Annotated in this window: 16 protein-coding genes; 11 read left to right on the top strand and 5 right to left on the bottom strand. The window is 43.9% G+C overall.

Annotated elements, in window-relative coordinates; genetic code table 11:
- Window positions 1-5 precede the first annotated feature (5 nt).
- Window positions 6-287: a DUF503 domain-containing protein gene (locus tag JMX96_RS09470; RefSeq protein WP_201568790.1), complete on the bottom strand. Its 282-nt coding sequence runs from the start codon at window positions 285-287 to the stop codon at window positions 6-8.
- A gap of 264 nt (window positions 288-551) precedes the next feature.
- Between JMX96_RS09470 and JMX96_RS09465 the strand changes: the two genes are divergently transcribed.
- The 4 genes from JMX96_RS09465 (at window position 552) to JMX96_RS09450 (ending at window position 3,797) form a co-directional block, all read left to right on the top strand.
- Entirely contained in the window at window positions 552-1,340 is a 789-nt protein-coding gene (locus tag JMX96_RS09465) for a threonine/serine ThrE exporter family protein (RefSeq protein WP_201568789.1), read from the top strand.
- Between the two features lies 1 nt (window position 1,341).
- The gene (locus JMX96_RS09460) at window positions 1,342-1,794 is read left to right on the top strand and encodes a threonine/serine exporter family protein (protein ID WP_101205820.1); all 453 of its coding nucleotides are present in this window, start codon (window positions 1,342-1,344) and stop codon (window positions 1,792-1,794) included.
- A gap of 174 nt (window positions 1,795-1,968) precedes the next feature.
- Window positions 1,969-3,333 carry a glutathione-disulfide reductase gene (gene gorA / locus JMX96_RS09455; RefSeq protein ID WP_201568788.1) on the top strand — a complete coding sequence of 455 codons (1,365 nt, stop codon included), beginning with the start codon at window positions 1,969-1,971 and terminating at the stop codon, window positions 3,331-3,333.
- A gap of 266 nt (window positions 3,334-3,599) precedes the next feature.
- Window positions 3,600-3,797, top strand: coding sequence for a hypothetical protein (locus JMX96_RS09450; protein WP_227677006.1), 198 nt, complete (start codon window positions 3,600-3,602; stop codon window positions 3,795-3,797).
- 44 nt (window positions 3,798-3,841) lie between these two features.
- Here JMX96_RS09450 and JMX96_RS09445 read toward each other — a convergent pair whose 3' ends face one another.
- Window positions 3,842-4,465, bottom strand: coding sequence for a GNAT family N-acetyltransferase (locus JMX96_RS09445; RefSeq protein ID WP_201568786.1), 624 nt, complete (start codon window positions 4,463-4,465; stop codon window positions 3,842-3,844).
- Between the two features lie 365 nt (window positions 4,466-4,830).
- Entirely contained in the window at window positions 4,831-6,480 is a 1,650-nt protein-coding gene (locus JMX96_RS09440; protein ID WP_227677005.1) for an FAD-dependent oxidoreductase, read from the bottom strand.
- A gap of 243 nt (window positions 6,481-6,723) precedes the next feature.
- On the opposite strand from JMX96_RS09440, the gene truD reads away from it, so the two are divergent.
- Window positions 6,724-8,049 (top strand): tRNA pseudouridine(13) synthase TruD, encoded by a 1,326-nt coding sequence (truD, locus tag JMX96_RS09435; RefSeq protein WP_201568785.1) that lies wholly within the window; start codon window positions 6,724-6,726, stop codon window positions 8,047-8,049.
- A gap of 105 nt (window positions 8,050-8,154) precedes the next feature.
- Here truD and JMX96_RS09430 read toward each other — a convergent pair whose 3' ends face one another.
- Both JMX96_RS09430 and JMX96_RS09425 read right to left on the bottom strand, forming a co-directional pair.
- Window positions 8,155-9,612: a sensor domain-containing diguanylate cyclase gene (locus tag JMX96_RS09430; protein WP_201568784.1), complete on the bottom strand. Its 1,458-nt coding sequence runs from the start codon at window positions 9,610-9,612 to the stop codon at window positions 8,155-8,157.
- 293 nt (window positions 9,613-9,905) lie between these two features.
- Window positions 9,906-10,787, bottom strand: coding sequence for a PHP domain-containing protein (locus tag JMX96_RS09425; RefSeq protein ID WP_201568783.1), 882 nt, complete (start codon window positions 10,785-10,787; stop codon window positions 9,906-9,908).
- A 291-nt stretch (window positions 10,788-11,078) separates the two neighbouring features.
- Here JMX96_RS09425 and ispZ point away from each other — a divergent pair, with 291 nt between their 5' ends.
- From ispZ to JMX96_RS09395, 6 genes are all read left to right on the top strand, one after another.
- Window positions 11,079-11,630: a septation protein IspZ gene (gene ispZ, locus JMX96_RS09420; protein ID WP_101205812.1), complete on the top strand. Its 552-nt coding sequence runs from the start codon at window positions 11,079-11,081 to the stop codon at window positions 11,628-11,630.
- A gap of 107 nt (window positions 11,631-11,737) precedes the next feature.
- Window positions 11,738-12,064 (top strand): YciI family protein, encoded by a 327-nt coding sequence (locus JMX96_RS09415; protein WP_201568782.1) that lies wholly within the window; start codon window positions 11,738-11,740, stop codon window positions 12,062-12,064.
- Window positions 12,065-12,120: 56 nt separating this feature from the next.
- Window positions 12,121-12,510: a hypothetical protein gene (locus JMX96_RS09410; RefSeq protein ID WP_201568781.1), complete on the top strand. Its 390-nt coding sequence runs from the start codon at window positions 12,121-12,123 to the stop codon at window positions 12,508-12,510.
- A gap of 124 nt (window positions 12,511-12,634) precedes the next feature.
- A complete protein-coding gene (mnmC, locus tag JMX96_RS09405) occupies window positions 12,635-14,701 on the top strand; it encodes an FAD-dependent 5-carboxymethylaminomethyl-2-thiouridine(34) oxidoreductase MnmC (RefSeq protein ID WP_201568780.1) in 2,067 nt (688 codons plus the stop codon).
- Between the two features lie 101 nt (window positions 14,702-14,802).
- Window positions 14,803-15,237, top strand: coding sequence for a secondary thiamine-phosphate synthase enzyme YjbQ (locus JMX96_RS09400; protein ID WP_201568779.1), 435 nt, complete (start codon window positions 14,803-14,805; stop codon window positions 15,235-15,237).
- Between the two features lie 82 nt (window positions 15,238-15,319).
- Window positions 15,320-15,958 (top strand): hypothetical protein, encoded by a 639-nt coding sequence (locus JMX96_RS09395; protein WP_201568778.1) that lies wholly within the window; start codon window positions 15,320-15,322, stop codon window positions 15,956-15,958.
- Window positions 15,959-16,069 lie beyond the last annotated feature (111 nt).

Raw genomic sequence — 16,069 nt, 5'->3', positions numbered from 1 at the left:
CCAACCTAAACAAACTCCCTCTCAACATTCATTACTCTTGCATCCACCGTACGCTCTAGCTTCTCTTCAATCTGACTACATTGCGACTCGACCTCACGTTTAGACAGCCCGATAATCACAAACGTCCACTCGCTGGCATCATGCCGATCGCGCTCACCGCTTTCACATACCGCGACACTTGGCGTATTGCCAAAGCGCGCATGCAAGTCGCCCATACGGTGGCGTTTTTCTTTTAACGAGCCACAGCCAGGCAATGAAAACGCCAGCGTCAAAATAGCGATATGCATTTTATGCTCCTTGCGATAAGGGTTTACGCTTTATAATAGTAGCAAATCAGTACTGTGAGTGATTCTATCGTTAATTCAGTTTAAAAGAGAGTCAAGGCAACCGAGTGTAGAGGTAACTGTGATACTTCAGACGAGGTTAACGCTATCACTCTTTTATAGAGGATTGACTATATCGTTACCTTGCTATATTCGTATCGCTACCCTATCCACTCCCAGACCCTTTATAATAGTGTATCAATACAAACCAACCTGCGTATCTAACTCATGACCTCTATCAGCTACGTAAAGCAGCAGCGTATTACTCGACTATGCGTGCGCTGCGGATTACTCCTTATGCAGTATGGCGCTGAGTCTGCCGTGGTGGTGGACTTGTCCAAACGCTTGGGGCTTGCCTTGGGAATGAACAGCGTCGAATGTTCGCTGAACTTTAACGCCATCACCTTGACGACTATCTGTGACGAGCGCTGTATTACCACTACCAGAGATACGATCAATCAGAGCATCAATGTCAATTTATTGGTGCAAATCCAGCAAATCGTTAACAAGACTGAAGCCACTGTCGATCACAATGACTTGATTGACCGCACTACCCTTGCCTTTGATGAGTTGGATAAGACCGTATATCCAACATGGTTAGTAAGCGTGTTTGTTGGCGCATCTTGTGCCGCATTTGCTTATCTGAATGGCGGTAGTTGGTCGATTACAGCGGTAACATTTATCGCTGGCATGGTGGCGATGTTTACCCGTATCTATCTGGCCAAACATCATTTCAACCCTTTTATCACGGTCATTGTGACGGCTTTTATTGCCTCACTCATTGGCGCGACGACCTATTATTTTGATATTGGGAATAATGCCGATATCGCCGTCGCCTCTAGCGTTCTGCTACTGGTGCCCAGCTTTCCTTTGATTAACTCTTTGTCCGATATCCTAAAAGGCTATGTCAATATTGGTGTTGGGCGTGCGGTCTTTACCTATATGCTGACCTTGTCCGCGTGCGTCGGTATCGTGATGGCACTGGTTTTACTTCGCATACAGCATTGGGGGTTTTAAGATGTGGTTTATTAAAACCGTCATACTGTCTTGTATCATTACCCTTGGTTGGACGCTGATGTTTAGCGTACCTAAACGCTATATCTTGCCTTGTTTACTGATGACGGCATTTGGCTTTGGATTAAAGACAGCACTCGTTTATCAACACATTCATATCGTGGTTGCTAGCTTTTTTGGCGCGATGCTTGCTAGCTTTTTGGGTGTGTATTTTTCTAAGAAATATACCCTACCGCCCAAGGCGCTCATCTCGCCTAGCGTCATTTGTATGATGCCTGGTATCGCCGCCTATAAGGCGATGGTCAGTATGGTGCAGATTGGTTACTTTGGCTTTTCAGATGAGTTATTTAGCCAAATGATGGTGTATTTGTTCGAAGCTTTATTTGTCACCTCAGGATTGGTGCTCGGCTTGTCCATTCCGGGGTTGTTATTTTATAGACGTCGTCCTATTGTATAAGTGGGTTTGAGGGGATTTAAATATCTAAATGCTAGGCATTTCTTAACCAACCACCGTTTATAGTCAAGCGATTCAACACATCTTAACCATAAAAAACTTGTAAGATGGATGATAAGACCCATTACAGTAGAGTCAGAAACAGCACCAATAACAACTTAATAAAGAGACCGTATTATGACCAAACATTATGACTATATCTCTATTGGCGGCGGTAGCGGCGGCATCGCATCACTCAACCGCGCAGCCAGCTATGGCAAAAAATGCGCCATTATCGAAGCCAACCAACTGGGCGGCACGTGTGTGAATTTGGGCTGCGTTCCCAAAAAAGTAATGTGGTATGGCGCGCAAGTGGCTGAAGCTATCCATAAATATGCGCCAGATTATGGTTTTGATGTCGATGTTAAAGGTTTTGACTTTCAAAAGCTGGTACAGAGCCGCCAACAATATATCGAAAACATTCACCGCGCTTATGACAATAACTTGGCAAAAAACGGCGTCGAAGTGATCAAAGGCTTTGCCAAATTTGTCGATACCAATACCGTAGAAGTAAATGGCGAGCTGATTACCGCTGACCATATTTTGATTGCTACGGGCGGTCATCCTATTCAGCCAGACATCAAAGGCGCAGAATACGGCATTGACTCTGACGGCTTTTTTGCGTTGAATCATTTGCCAAAACGCGTGGCGATTGTAGGTGCAGGTTATATCGCTGTCGAGATCGCAGGCGTGTTAAACAGTCTGGGTACCGAAGTGCATTTGTATGTGCGTAAACACTCGCCACTACGTACATTTGACCATACTATCGTAGAGACTTTGCTGATAGAAATGGAACAAGCTGGCATTAAGTTACATACCAATACGGTGATCAGTGAAGTCAATAAGAATGACGATGACAGCCTCGATTTGACTACCAACGATGGTGGTGAAGACTGTATCGATACTGTCGATTGCTTGATCTGGGCGATTGGTCGCGCGCCATCGACTGATGGTATCAACCTGCAAGTGACAGGGGTCGAGACGACTGAGACTGGTAAAATCAAAGTCGATAAATTCCAAAACACCAATGTCGATGGTATTTATGCGGTTGGCGATATTATCGAAAACAGCGTAGATCTAACGCCTGTAGCGATTGCCGCAGGACGTCGTTTATCTGAGCGTTTGTTTAACAATAAGCCCAATGAGCACTTAGACTATACGTTGATACCGACGGTGATTTTTACCCATCCAGCTATCGGTACAATTGGCCTGTCTGAGATCGACGCGGTAGAACGCTATGGCAAAGAAAACATCAAGTGTTATACCTCAAGCTTTACCGATATGTATAGCGCGGTGACTCAGCATCGCCAACAATGCACCATGAAGCTAGTATGCTTGGGCGATGATGAAAAAGTCATTGGCTTGCATGGTATTGGTTTTGGCGTCGATGAGATGATTCAGGGCTTTGCTGTTGCGATTAAAATGGGTGCGACCAAGGCTGACTTTGATAATACCGTTGCCATTCATCCAACTGGCTCAGAAGAGTTTGTGACGATGCGTTAGACTCACTGGACAATATTACTCTTAAGTCTTAGCTATGATAAAAAAGGATGCCATTTGGGCGTCCTTTTTTATTGTCAGTCATGGCGTAAGCATATAGCTTCCTAGGTCTAAAGCTGGCTCATTACTTTTATATCGTCCTGATGACTACTGTATTTTTCTAATCATTATTTGTATTGGAAAATTTAAAGTAAGGCATACTGACAGCGCAATCCTGATGCTGCTATGATGCGCTTAATACTGACCGTTGAGAGATGACTGTGTGGCAGGTGTACTTATTTATACTACCGATTGGGCTTGGTATCATGACCTTGGCAGCAAGCCTATTGTTTTTGTTCGCTTATCTGATGTCGGATGATAATGCCACGCGCTTGCCAGCATTTAACTGGTTCAAGCGCTTAATCATCGTGGCATTTGTGCTGCTGAGTATTGGACTATTTATGACTTTTGGATATTTCTGGGGTTGAGCGAGATAGAATATTTTTTAGTGTTTTTTACTAGGCCAACTTGATTAGCTAACGACTTTTTCTAGTTCTAATAGCTCTAAATCATCACGCTTTGGCTCGCCATTATTGCCATCATTTGGAAACGGCATTTTATTGCCATTGAACTGATAACCACGGCGCTGATAGTAAGCCAAAAGCTCAGGACGATGACTTAGTATAGACATAGTCAGACGGCTAGGCTGATTAAGTGACTGTAAATGACGATCTGCAAAGGTCTCAGCCGCTTGTAAAATCACGTTGCCGACACCCTTCCCTTGTAGCACAGGATGTACCGCAAACATGCCGATATAGGCTTTTTTATTTGAGTCAGCATCAGTTTTAATATCGACAGCGATACAGCCAAGTATCTCACCCATCTCATCTCCCTCACGATTGCCTGTTGTGGTTTTCGGATAGACAAAATAATAGTGATTAGAATCATTGATTACGGCGGCGAGCTCCGCTGATGTAGTCCTGATACCACCGATCAAATCGGCCTCATTGGTCCAACCTGCCGTCTCGCGATAGCAGCAATTCAATAACTGCTCAAGTGCGCCAATATCCTCTAGTGTCGCTTCACGCAAAAATACCGACTCTTTATTAAAGTGGTCTGTGTTTATGTTGCTACTATTTATATTTTTTTTGCTCATATTATAATTTTTCCTTTTCTGTCTATGTATAGTTGCATTCAAATAATTTCGATACAAGAAAACTGAATTCAAGTTATACATTAGTATACTTAACAAGGTTAACGATGTAGCGGATTTATATGGATTTGACTACATAAAAAACTGACTTAGATCACTAAGCCAGTTTAGGGTATGTCATTAATTAGATTATGCAGCTTAAAATGAGAAAAATTGTAGATAAACGAGGAAAAAATTGCTGTTAATATGAACATATTTGCAAGATTTCTGACGATGTTTAGCAAAATTTAGCCATTTTAAGACCACTAAATGTATTCATATGCTAATTGTGACATGCCCCAGATACTAATAATTATTGCTTGATAGTACTAGCGCGATAATGCATGGGCTTGCTCAATAATATCAAGACCTGCATTAAGCTGCGCGCGCGTCGGTGCATGACCACGGCGTAATAGCTCGGAGAAGGCAACCAGCTCTTTATCACGTCCAAGCGTACTTGCTGCACTAGCTCGTGTATCCTCACCTTCATCATCGAAGTAGTATTCGATATAATCATGCGTATCTGGCGTACCAAATAGGATATTGTGATCTGGTGTCTCGGCATGACCGCTATAGCGTAGGCTCTTGCCATATTGCATGGTCCAAAAGAACGGAATACGCGCCTCTAATGAATCAATACTGTCGTCATTTAGGATTGCAGCAGCTGTAACCATGCCATGCTGCAGCGCCACGCGCCAATGCTCGATACGCATGCGACCCATCTGGTTGGTGGCTTTAGCGATATCACCCAGCGCATAAACGCCATCGCGCAGCTGTAGATGCGCATCGACTTGTACGCCATCTAGATCGTTAACTCCGCTCAATATCTCTGTACGTGGAGACACGCCAGTACCCAATATCACGATATCGGCATCAATATGCTCACCATTCGCCAGCGTGACACCGCCTACATTTGAGAAAGCTTGATTATTGTTATCTCCATCCTTGTCCACTTGACGATCAACCTTAGTAATTTCATTGACGGTTGCGTCAAACACAAAATTGATGCCCTTCTCTTCATGTAACTTAATTAAGGCGTTACTCACCGTTTCAGAGACAATATTGCCCATCACACGGCTACCTTGTCCAACCACTGTAATAGAAGCTGTCGTGCCTGCTTGTGCTAATGCCGAAGCGGTCTCCATACCGATAAAACCTGTACCAATGATCACCACGCGCTGATCATGACTAGCCGCTTTAATTAGTTTGGCATCTGTCATGCTGCGTAGCGTATATACGCCATCTATGTCAGCGCCTTTGATAGGTGGCAAGTTTGGTTTAGCGCCAGTGGCGACGACCAAGAAGTCTGCAGTTTGTCGCTCGCCGTTGCCATCATTATCCTCTATGACGACGGTCGATTCATTAGGCAGCACTTCGTTAACCGTTTGATTAAGGCGTAACTCAATATTGTTGTTATCCGCCCAGTAAGCACCGCCCAAGAGCAGCTTATCCTCGTCCATCTTACCTGCCAAAAATGCTTTGGATAATAAAGGTCGGTTGTAAGGAGCTTTATCATCTTTACTAATCAACGTAATCTTGCCGCCATAACCACCCTGACGCAACTGGTCGGCTGTCATAAATCCTGCACCGCCACCACCAACAATAATAGTATGGGTGTCAGTCAATTTATCATTTTCGACTTGCCCCGTTACCTGAGCTGAGGTATCAACCGTTAAACTGTCACCATCATAAGTCAGCTCATACTGGGTCAAACCTTTAGTCGCTATCGGCTCTAATAATGAGCCGTCGCGACTATCAAAAGTCGCATGATGCCAAGGACAGACTACCCGATTACCACAGCGTAATCCATTACCCAAGTCTGCACCCGCATGTGGGCATTTGCCATCGAATGCATGGAACTCATCGTCATCGCGAGTGATTAAGATGATACTATCGTCTTCTTGCTTATATGATTTCATGCCACCGCTTGGGATATCCGCTTTACTAATGGTGACGGTGTTGATCGTTGCGTCGGTCATAATGCTTCCTTAACAGTTATAATGATGTCTAATGACAGCAGGTTGAAAATGACCGTAACCAACCAGACAAATTCAACTTATCCTATTATTTTTAATATGCTATGCATTGATAGTAGCAAGAGCTCCGTGCACACGATGTTTTTTTGTATGTTTGCTGCGTTGCAAAACGTAATTATGCGACTTTGCTTTCCGCACTCCTTTTACTTCTAATCATTATTAATAAACAAAATAAAAGACGACCCTATGACTTCTCAAGATAACCAAAACGAAATCATTACTACTTCTCAAGATAGTTTAGATAGCCAAGTTGCTACTCTTGACTCAACAGCTGTTGCCCAAAATGGCAATGAACAAAAAACTAATGACCAAGCAGCCAGTGAGCAAATTGACCTAGCTCATGTTGATATTGCCACTAGTACAGATACTGCAAATTTGCCACAGCCAAGTTTGCAGCCGATACAGCAAGCGACTTATAAATCCAATGCGACTGATTTTATCGTTAATGAGCTATTGCCGTTAGACTTCACTGGTGAAGGTGAGCATTTATGGCTACATATCGAAAAATCAGGCATAAATACCGCTTATCTGGCGAAACTACTGTCAGAGTGGGCAGACATTCCATTGCGTGATGTTGGTTATTCAGGGTTGAAGGATCGTCACGCGTTGACGACTCAGTGGTTTAGTTTGCGCATACCAAAGAAGCAATTGCCGCCTACTGAGTTTGCACCAGTAGACATCGGTGAAAATGAGACTGTCACTATCCTTGCGCAGCACTGGCACAATAAAAAACTCAATCGCGGTACGCACCGTGCCAATCAGTTTGTTATTACTTTACGTGATATTCAGTTTGCGAGCGCTAGTGACGAAAATGTTTGTGACGGAAGTAACGCATCACCCGAGCAACTACTATCTGCAAAAGAGGCCGTCGAGCAGCACCTAACGCGCATTGGCGAAAACGGCGTACCCAATTATTTTGGTCCACAGCGTTTTGGTCGTCAGGGTAATAACGTCAGAGAGGCTTTATCACTGTTTGCTCGTCCACCGCGAGAGCCGCGTCCACAACCAAAAAAGAGCAAACGTAAGCGTGCCCCGCGCGAGCAAAATACGATGGAACTGTCTGCTGCACGTAGCTTGATATTTAATGAGATATTGGCAGCGCGAGTGCGTAATGGCAGCTGGAACACTGGCCTAGCAGGCGAGGTGTTTAATTTAGATGGTTCAGGATCGATATTCACTAGTGAAACACTAGATGATACGTTGCATGCTCGTATTGATAATGGCGATATTCACCCAACTGCCGTGCTATGGGGTACGGGTAACGATAAAGTCATCGGTAGCGCTGCAGATTTAGAGACCGAGGTAGTACAACACAGTCCACTACTCATGCAACTAGCAACTGGATTAGAGCAGCGCGATATTAAGGCGCAAAGACGAGCGCTACGCCTACCGATTGAGGCGTTAAGCTGGGAATGGTCGGACGATCAGACGCTAGTATTAAACTTTACTTTGACGACGGGTAGCTTTGCCACAAGTGTGCTCGCAAGTTTAGTGCAGGAATTAGCATCTTGATTGGATTAAATCGAAGCCTCAATTGAACCAATCAATAAAATATCAGCCATACCGATAATACTTACAAAGTCTTAGTGGCATGGCTGATCGTTAATAAATTAATGGCTAGCGGCTTTTGTAAAGCGATTGCTTACCGCCTTCTTTTTCGGCCCACATCTCATTTGCACTGACAACTTGATTGCGACCACGGTGCTTGGCTTCATATAGTGCCTTATCCGCTGTGCTAATAAGCCGCTGGCAAATATCACTAGGCAGCTTTTGCATTAAAGCGATTTTGCTTTCCGCGCGCTGAGTAGCAATTGGCTTGATAAGAGGTGACGTTTGAGCGACAGTTTTTTGCTGTGTGATCGTTTTGTAGCCTTGCGCGATACAATCTCGCTCTTCATGAGTTAAGGTATACAATCCAAAGCTTGCTGTCACATTAAAATCAGCCAGACCTTCAATCTTCATGACATGCTCAGCAATATTTAGGCGTAATTGTTCGGCAATCATCATAGCGCTATCATGCTTTGTGTCTGGTAGGACAATTAAAAACTCTTCGCCGCCATAGCGACTGATAATAGTCTTATCTGTTAACGACTGCGATAGCGTCTGCGAGATTTCAATCAGAACCTGATCACCTACATCGTGACCATAGTTATCGTTAATCTGTTTGAACCAGTCCAAATCTAACAGCATGACGCTTAAGTCTTGATATTCTCGCACAGTAGCCAAAGCATACTTCATCTTTTTCAAACCGTAGCGACGATTTTTAAGCTGAGTAAGCTCGTCCTGATTGGCATGTAGAAGGGTCTCAAACCGACTATCATCTAACACCAATAGCAAAGCACGAAACATATAAACAATAAAAATCGCTTTTGGCAGCGCTAAATATAAATGAGTCGACCGCCAAAAAAATGCGGATGAACGCTGTAGCTCGCTGATACTATCCCAGTTTAAGACATTGTTCTCAAAAGCCAACGCAGCAACCGCATTTTCAGCAGCCATAATCTCGTTGTAAGTTAGATAGTTATGACTTTCAAGCATGGGATGAATGACGGTCAATTGGCGTAAATTAGGCAGACTGATACCAAAGTAAGGTGACATGATCGCTAATAGCATCAAAATAATATGCAGCCAAAACATACGCCAAGCATAGCGGCGTTTGATCAGCATCATGCCAAGCATAGCGCCGCCGACGAGCGACACGCCTGCAAACAGACTGCTGTACCCTATCATCACAATAACAGTAGAAATGTAGGCGGTGTAAACCAAAACCAAAGCTATCTGCCATCTGCTTAAGACAATGTCGTTGTCATTGCTTGAGTGAAATAAGCCTTTGACCATGCACAAAAAGAACAGCCCGACAAAGCTAATCCCAAGCCATAATGGATATAGATAGTGTATATTTACATAGGTATTTAGCGCATCTTGCTGCCACCAAACATATAAGCACCAGAACCAATGCAATGACACTTCTAATACGATAAATAAGGCCATCAGCGATGTTCGGTCAGCGGCCTGCCACTCAAAAATCATTTGAGAGATTTTGTTGTAACCTAGATGGGATATCGATACAGCCATAGAAGGGCTACCGCAGAGAGTGTAAATACATTAAAAGGTATAAATACGTTGAATATATAAGCGCTAAAATCAAAGCCAAAGCATACTATCCGCTCTGAAATTTTCATATCAAGTGTTACAAGTTCTTGCCTTATTATCAATCTATTTTACGCATTTATTTCCCAATAATTTCTCTATGAATGCAATTTTGTTTACTTACCCATTCCTAGCCTTATTCATCATGATAAATAAGGCCTTATCGCTATTGAAAACAACCTTATTAGAAGTAACTGTAAAAAGGTAAATCCTGCTCATTAAGCAAGCGTTGCAAAAGACTCCCAAACCCCTTGCTGATCATCATTTAAAGTAGGAACATCGCCCAAACGTCGCCAAGGCATGTTACTACCATGAAAGTCACTACCAATAGATGCCGAAAGACCATGCTCAGCAATGCTACGGTCGACCATTCTGCGAGTACTAATTGGCTCACTAGTGGCTGGTAGTTCACAAGCATCTCCGCCAAGCTGCGCAAACTCTTCGATTAGTTTACGCACGCGTGTCGCTGATAGTTGATATCGCGTGGGATGTGCGAGCACCGCTTTGCCGCCGCAAGCATGAATCAGCTCGATACCATGCTGCATCGTCAATGCCTCGATTGCTACATAAGCAGGTTTGTTATCTGCTAGGTACTTATCAAAGGCTTTTTGAACGGTTTTGACTTCACCTCGCTCAAACAATACCTGTCCAATATGGGCGCGGCCGACTGCTTGAGGGTTACCGCCTGCTTTATCGAGCACTGCTTGCCATAGCTCATCATAATTAATATCTAATAGCTCACTCAATTTTTCAGCGATACGCTGACCACGAGTGGCTCGACTGTCTTGCAGTTGCTGCAGCGTTGCGTGCATTTTTTCGCGATCAGTAAAGTCCAGTCCAAGTACGTGAATAATTTTATTGGTGGATTTATTCTTTCCGTAACCACCGCTTAACGTATGTTCACAACTGATTTCAACACCATTAATAATCTGCATATCGCAGGCACTGGCAGCGTCTCTTGCCTCATCAATCCCTGCCAGCGTGTCATGGTCAGTCAATGCCAATACGTTGATGCCCGCTGCATGGGCACGCTGTATGACCTCGGTCGGTGCGTAGGTACCATCTGAACAAGTACTGTGGCAATGTAAGTCAATTTTCATAAGCTGAGCCTTAAAGTGTTAAATAAAATAAAAGTAGAATAAAAGTTAGGTAGCAGACAGTCATTGTTACGATTATGAGTATTGTGATTTGTCTTGCTCATTCTGTAGATTTAGCAGTTATCGTTACTGTATTCGTGTTTATATTTGGCCAGTGGCATGGTCATCAGGCGCAATAAGAAAGTATTACTCTGTAGGTCGCGTATATCGCATGATTATCGTGTTGATTGCTTTTTTTTGGTGCGGTAGACGTGTAAACTACCCCATACGTTTTTGTTGGATACACCCTTTGCTATGAAAGCATTATTAGACTTTATTCCCTTAATTGCCTTTTTTATCGCGGCGCGTTATAACGGTATTTTAGCAGCGGCAGGGGCTTTGCTCGTCGCCACTATTATCGTTTACGCCATTCATTTTATTCGTCAAAAAGGTAAGTTTGATAAGCAGCAATGGGTTGTCTTATTATTAACGATTTTATTCTGCGGCGGCACATTACTGCTGCGTGATGATATTTATTTGCGCTGGAAGTCGCCCATTATCAATGGTATTTTTGCATTGACACTATTCGTCAGTGCCGCTATTAATAAGCCATTGATGCAGCTTGCTATGAAAGAGGTATTTACCCTGACGCTTAGCGGCTGGAAAAAGCTGACCGTTGCTTGGGCATTGTTTTTTGCCCTAATGGCTGTACTGCATTATATCACAGCGTTCACAATGTCAGATGAAGCATGGATCAACTTTAAGACCTATGGCTGGATTCCAATTATGCTAGTGTTTGTCGTAGCTCAATTTGCCGTGTTGAAAAAGCATCTCAACCCTGCCCTAACAGACAAAGCCACTAAATAATTTCTGTTGCCTTGTCATAGTAGAAATAACAATTTTATTGCTATGACGTTTATATTAAGCCCACATAAGCTCATCATTACTTTTTTATTATTCACTAAGGAAGTCTCATGTCTTTATTTGCAATCATTGGTCATGACGTGGCTAATAGCAGTGCACAACGTCTGATTACTCGTACTGAACATATTGAACGTTTAAAAGCGCTGCATCAAGAGGGCCGCCTCGTTATCGCAGGTCCAACGCCTATCGAGCATGGCAAGAATGATATGTCAGGCAGCTTAATCATTGCAGATTTTGACTCTATCGAAGCGGCTCAAGCATGGGCAAACGATGAGCCTTATCTACGTGATGGCGTGTATAGTCATGTCGATATCAAACCATTTATTCAAGCATTGCCAGCACCAACTGATAGCAACAATCAAGTAGCTGCATCGTGATTCAGAGAGTCTCTTTTTCACCTACCTGTTGCTACAAAAGTGCCCTGATTGGTCTCATGTTAGTGACAGCCGTTTCGGCGCAGGCTGCACCTGCTGCGCCCATAACACCTGCTGTCGATGCAACCGATCCGACAGCAGTGCTGCCGTTGACTGGGCCAGTAGCGCCGCGCGCTTTACCAACAAAAAACTCAGCGCTAGATATCAATGATACCTTGGCGGCACAGTTGCAACCATCTACTAAAGCATTGTCAGCTGCCAATCAAGAACTGCTCAGCCGTAATGCACAACTACAGCGTCAAGTGAACGATTTACAGACTCAAGTAAATGTCTTGGTTTACGAAAGTAAAGGACAATTGTTTCTATACGGTGCGTTTACCGTTTTGATCAGTCTATTAGTCGGTATTTTTGTCTCGTGGTTAGTATTTGTCCGCCGTGAGCGCTGGTAGCATATACTGTGCTCGCACTGACTTGCATTACTCTACTTCGCTGTGTCTGACCAAATGTCGATATCATTGATCCGTCACTGCTGATCGTTGAGCTTCCGTTTCTGATATTTCTAAGAAGTGCCTCATGTCTACCGCTAACCATCAAAACCCTGAACACTTAAACGTTATCACGCCTGCCAAGATTGACTGGCAAACGGATGATACTGGCAATATGGTGCCAGTATCAGGTGAGTTTGGAGATGTGTATTTTTCTCATGCAGATGGTTTGGCAGAAACGCGTCACGTGTTTCTAGAGCACAATCAGTTACCAGAGCGTTTAGTACATCTTGCACCAAAGCAATGCTTTACGATTGCTGAGCTAGGCTTCGGAACTGGGCTTAATCTACTAGCAACATGGCAATTGTGGCGACAATTACGTGAAACCAATCCGCAATTAGCAACGGCTCGCCTGCACTTTATTACTACTGAAAAGTTCCCTATACCGCTAGCAGATCTGACCCAGATACTTGCGCTATGGGGTGAGCGTGCACCTGAACTAATGGCATTTATTGAGCCCCTGTTGGCTGCATATCCGCCCCTAATTGCAGGCTGTCATCGTTTAAGTTTTTCTCATGATAACTTAACCGTCGATATCTGGCTTGGTGATGCAGCAGAAAGTCTAAGCAAACTGGCATTAGACCGTTCTAGCCAGCATACGCCTTATATTGATGCTTGGTTTTTGGATGGTTTTGCGCCTTCTTGCAACAGCACCTTGTGGGCTGACAGTATCTTTGCACAAATGCAGCGCCTATCATGCCCTCATACGACTGCCGCCACTTATAGCTGTGCAGGTATCGTCAAGCGCGGACTAAGAGAGCATGGCTTTCAAATTAAGAAAGTCAGAGGTTTCGGTCGAAAACGAGAAATGCTAACGGCCCTCATGATTGATGCGGACAGTAGTGACATTACTAGCGATGATAAAAGTTGTGATAATAAAAGCCACGAGGCGAAGCAGCAAACGACTTATAGCACATTCGATCACACTGTCGTCATTGGTGCAGGTGTCTCAGGGTTGCTCACAGCTTGGTCGCTTGCCAATCGCGGTATTACCGTCATCTTATTAGATAAATCAGCGCCCTTAGCAGGTGCATCGGGCAATCCTAGAGCATTACTTGCGCCCAAAATGACGCCGATTCACCATGTTGACGAGCATCTGCATACCATAGGCTATCTCCATAGCAGCAGGCTATATCGAGGCCTTAATCAAACAGCCGTACAGCTTAATACAGCACCGGTACTTGAACTGACTGGCGCCCTTGATTTACTCATAAAAGCCAATATCGGTACGGAACAAATTGCCGACTATCCTGACGAGATGGCAACCACCCTATCGCATGAGCAAGCACAGATTACTAGCGGCCTAAAAGAGCAAGATTTATCAGAGAACTTGTACTTACCGCAGTCTGGTCTGGTCAATCCGCAAGCATTAAAAAACATCATACTGACTCATCCACTCATTCACTTTCAGCAGTTAGAAGTGAATAAAATCAACGAGACTGAGCAGCAAGTTCGTATTGAAGGTATTGATGAAAACCATAACTCTATCATTATAACTGCTGATAATATCGTCATTTGCGCGGCTTATGAAAGTCATAAATTGGATCAGCGTGTTTTTGATTGCCGTAAAATTCGTGGGCAGCTGTCTTGGTTTACGCCAACCCCTGAGCAGTACGCTAAGCTGCCTAAAATACCGCTTAAATATAGTGGTTACTGTGCGCGGTTCAACGCACAGAGTGGAGATGATGAGTTAAATACCGTGGTCGCTGACAAGCCATATTTATTGCTTGGCGCGAGTTTTATCCGCAATGATACAAATACCGATATACGTCCTGAAGAGCATCAAATTAGCCGAGACAAGCTCATCAATGCTATTCCTGAAATGGCATTTATTATTCCAGCGGATACGAGTCTGTGGCAGGGACGAGCTGGCATTCGCACTCAGACGCCTGACTACCATCCTATCGTTGGACAATTGGCAAACAGTCAGCGAATATGGACAATGAGTGCGATGGGCGCAAAAGGTTATGCATTGGCACCTATTTGTGCTGAAGCATTAGCAGATATGATGCTAGGCTCATTCGCACCACTGTCAGAGACGATGCTCGCACGCTTATCACCCAATCGTACACGGCTACAGACGCCGCTTGTTTAAGAATAAATGGCTCTTGTGTAAATAACAGCAACGATTTTCATAGTTCATACTGTCTTATGATATCTTAATTTAATGTCGACTCTAATAATGAGATATATTCTATGAGCTATTACCAAACCACTCTTACGTTACCTACTTATGCGCGCGGCATTCATATCATCACTCCGAAGGTTAAAGAAGCGATTTCTCAGCTGTTACCTCACTCTGCCAAGGTAGGGTTGGTTCATCTGTTTTTGCTGCACACGTCAGCCAGTCTTGCGATCAATGAAAATGCCGATCCAGATGTCAGACTAGATACAGAGGATTGGCTTAATAAAATCGCACCAGAAGATCAGCCAGAGTATCGCCATACCTTAGAAGGATCAGACGACCTGCCAGCGCATCTCAAAAGCATGATGCTTGGGGTAAGCTTGACTATACCGCTTGTCGATGGTGGATTAGGTCTAGGCATGTGGCAAGGGATTTATTTATGTGAGCATAGAAACCTACAAGAATATGGCGGACAGCGTAAGCTGGTGATTACGGTAAATACGTAATAATATACTGTCAATAAATAGCAGATTGACCCTTGCCAATTGCCCCATTTACGTAGAGCGCTATTAACGGATAAAGCTGATTATGAATACTTCTCTTCCAAAAGTACTAAACTTACGAAAATCTACACTGCTTTATCGTACGGCTCCTGCTATTTTCTTCAGTCTGTTGCTACTGACTGCTTGTCAAAAAGATCCAGAACCTGAAGCAACTGATACAACTACAGCTGAGACCTCAACGCAAACCACGCCAGTAACGACCAATATCAACGTTGATGCAGCTGAAGATAGCAACGTAGATGATGCTCAAAATGTAGCGCAGACTGATTCAGAACGTGATATGAACCTAACAGAATTAGATAAAGATCTTAGTGATACTACGTCCATGGCAAATGCTAGCGCTGAAAAACCTAATCCAGAACAAGCTATCAAAGGCGCACAAATCACTGATGTCCGTTATAAGAGTGCAGCAGGTGAGAATTTGTCCGTGGTCTTTGAGACGTCGGCAGCTGGTATGCTTAACGCGATCATTACTCGCCCCAACCAGCCAAAAATGACATTAAGCGCACCCGAAGGCCAAGGCAATAATCCTACCTATCAATCAGCTGACGGTAGCATCCAACTGGTCAGTCATGCTGGTGGCGGCACTATCGACCTTATCCGAAACAATAAAGTGACTAGCTTTGATGCCGTCAGTGCTGAAGCAGAAGTCATCACTGAATAAAGTCTGAGGTCGCCTTTGTTTCAATACGCGATTTAAAATCATAAAAAAGGCGGCAAACGTTATTATCATTGCCGCCTTTTTCGTTTCTGTGTATTATTCTCTACTGACTTG

Origin of the sequence: Psychrobacter sp. JCM 18900 (genome assembly GCF_904846625.1) — a bacterium.
Lineage (GTDB): Bacteria > Pseudomonadota > Gammaproteobacteria > Pseudomonadales > Moraxellaceae > Psychrobacter.
The sequence above is the reverse complement of the archived record's forward strand: the minus strand, read 5'-3'. Positions and strand labels throughout refer to the sequence as shown.

Bases quoted from the DNA above. Each gene is read 5' to 3' on its own strand.
- JMX96_RS09470 (WP_201568790.1), bottom strand. From the start codon at position 287: ATGCATATCGCTATTTTGACGCTGGCGTTTTCATTGCCTGGCTGTGGC.
- JMX96_RS09465 (WP_201568789.1), top strand. From the start codon at position 552: ATGACCTCTATCAGCTACGTAAAGCAGCAGCGTATTACTCGACTATGC.
- JMX96_RS09460 (WP_101205820.1), top strand. From the start codon at position 1,342: ATGTGGTTTATTAAAACCGTCATACTGTCTTGTATCATTACCCTTGGT.
- gorA (WP_201568788.1), top strand. From the start codon at position 1,969: ATGACCAAACATTATGACTATATCTCTATTGGCGGCGGTAGCGGCGGC.
- JMX96_RS09445 (WP_201568786.1), bottom strand. From the start codon at position 4,465: ATGAGCAAAAAAAATATAAATAGTAGCAACATAAACACAGACCACTTT.
- JMX96_RS09440 (WP_227677005.1), bottom strand. From the start codon at position 6,480: ATGACCGACGCAACGATCAACACCGTCACCATTAGTAAAGCGGATATC.
- truD (WP_201568785.1), top strand. From the start codon at position 6,724: ATGACTTCTCAAGATAACCAAAACGAAATCATTACTACTTCTCAAGAT.
- JMX96_RS09430 (WP_201568784.1), bottom strand. From the start codon at position 9,612: ATGGCTGTATCGATATCCCATCTAGGTTACAACAAAATCTCTCAAATG.
- JMX96_RS09425 (WP_201568783.1), bottom strand. From the start codon at position 10,787: ATGAAAATTGACTTACATTGCCACAGTACTTGTTCAGATGGTACCTAC.
- ispZ (WP_101205812.1), top strand. From the start codon at position 11,079: ATGAAAGCATTATTAGACTTTATTCCCTTAATTGCCTTTTTTATCGCG.
- JMX96_RS09415 (WP_201568782.1), top strand. From the start codon at position 11,738: ATGTCTTTATTTGCAATCATTGGTCATGACGTGGCTAATAGCAGTGCA.
- JMX96_RS09410 (WP_201568781.1), top strand. From the start codon at position 12,121: ATGTTAGTGACAGCCGTTTCGGCGCAGGCTGCACCTGCTGCGCCCATA.
- mnmC (WP_201568780.1), top strand. From the start codon at position 12,635: ATGTCTACCGCTAACCATCAAAACCCTGAACACTTAAACGTTATCACG.
- JMX96_RS09400 (WP_201568779.1), top strand. From the start codon at position 14,803: ATGAGCTATTACCAAACCACTCTTACGTTACCTACTTATGCGCGCGGC.
- JMX96_RS09395 (WP_201568778.1), top strand. From the start codon at position 15,320: ATGAATACTTCTCTTCCAAAAGTACTAAACTTACGAAAATCTACACTG.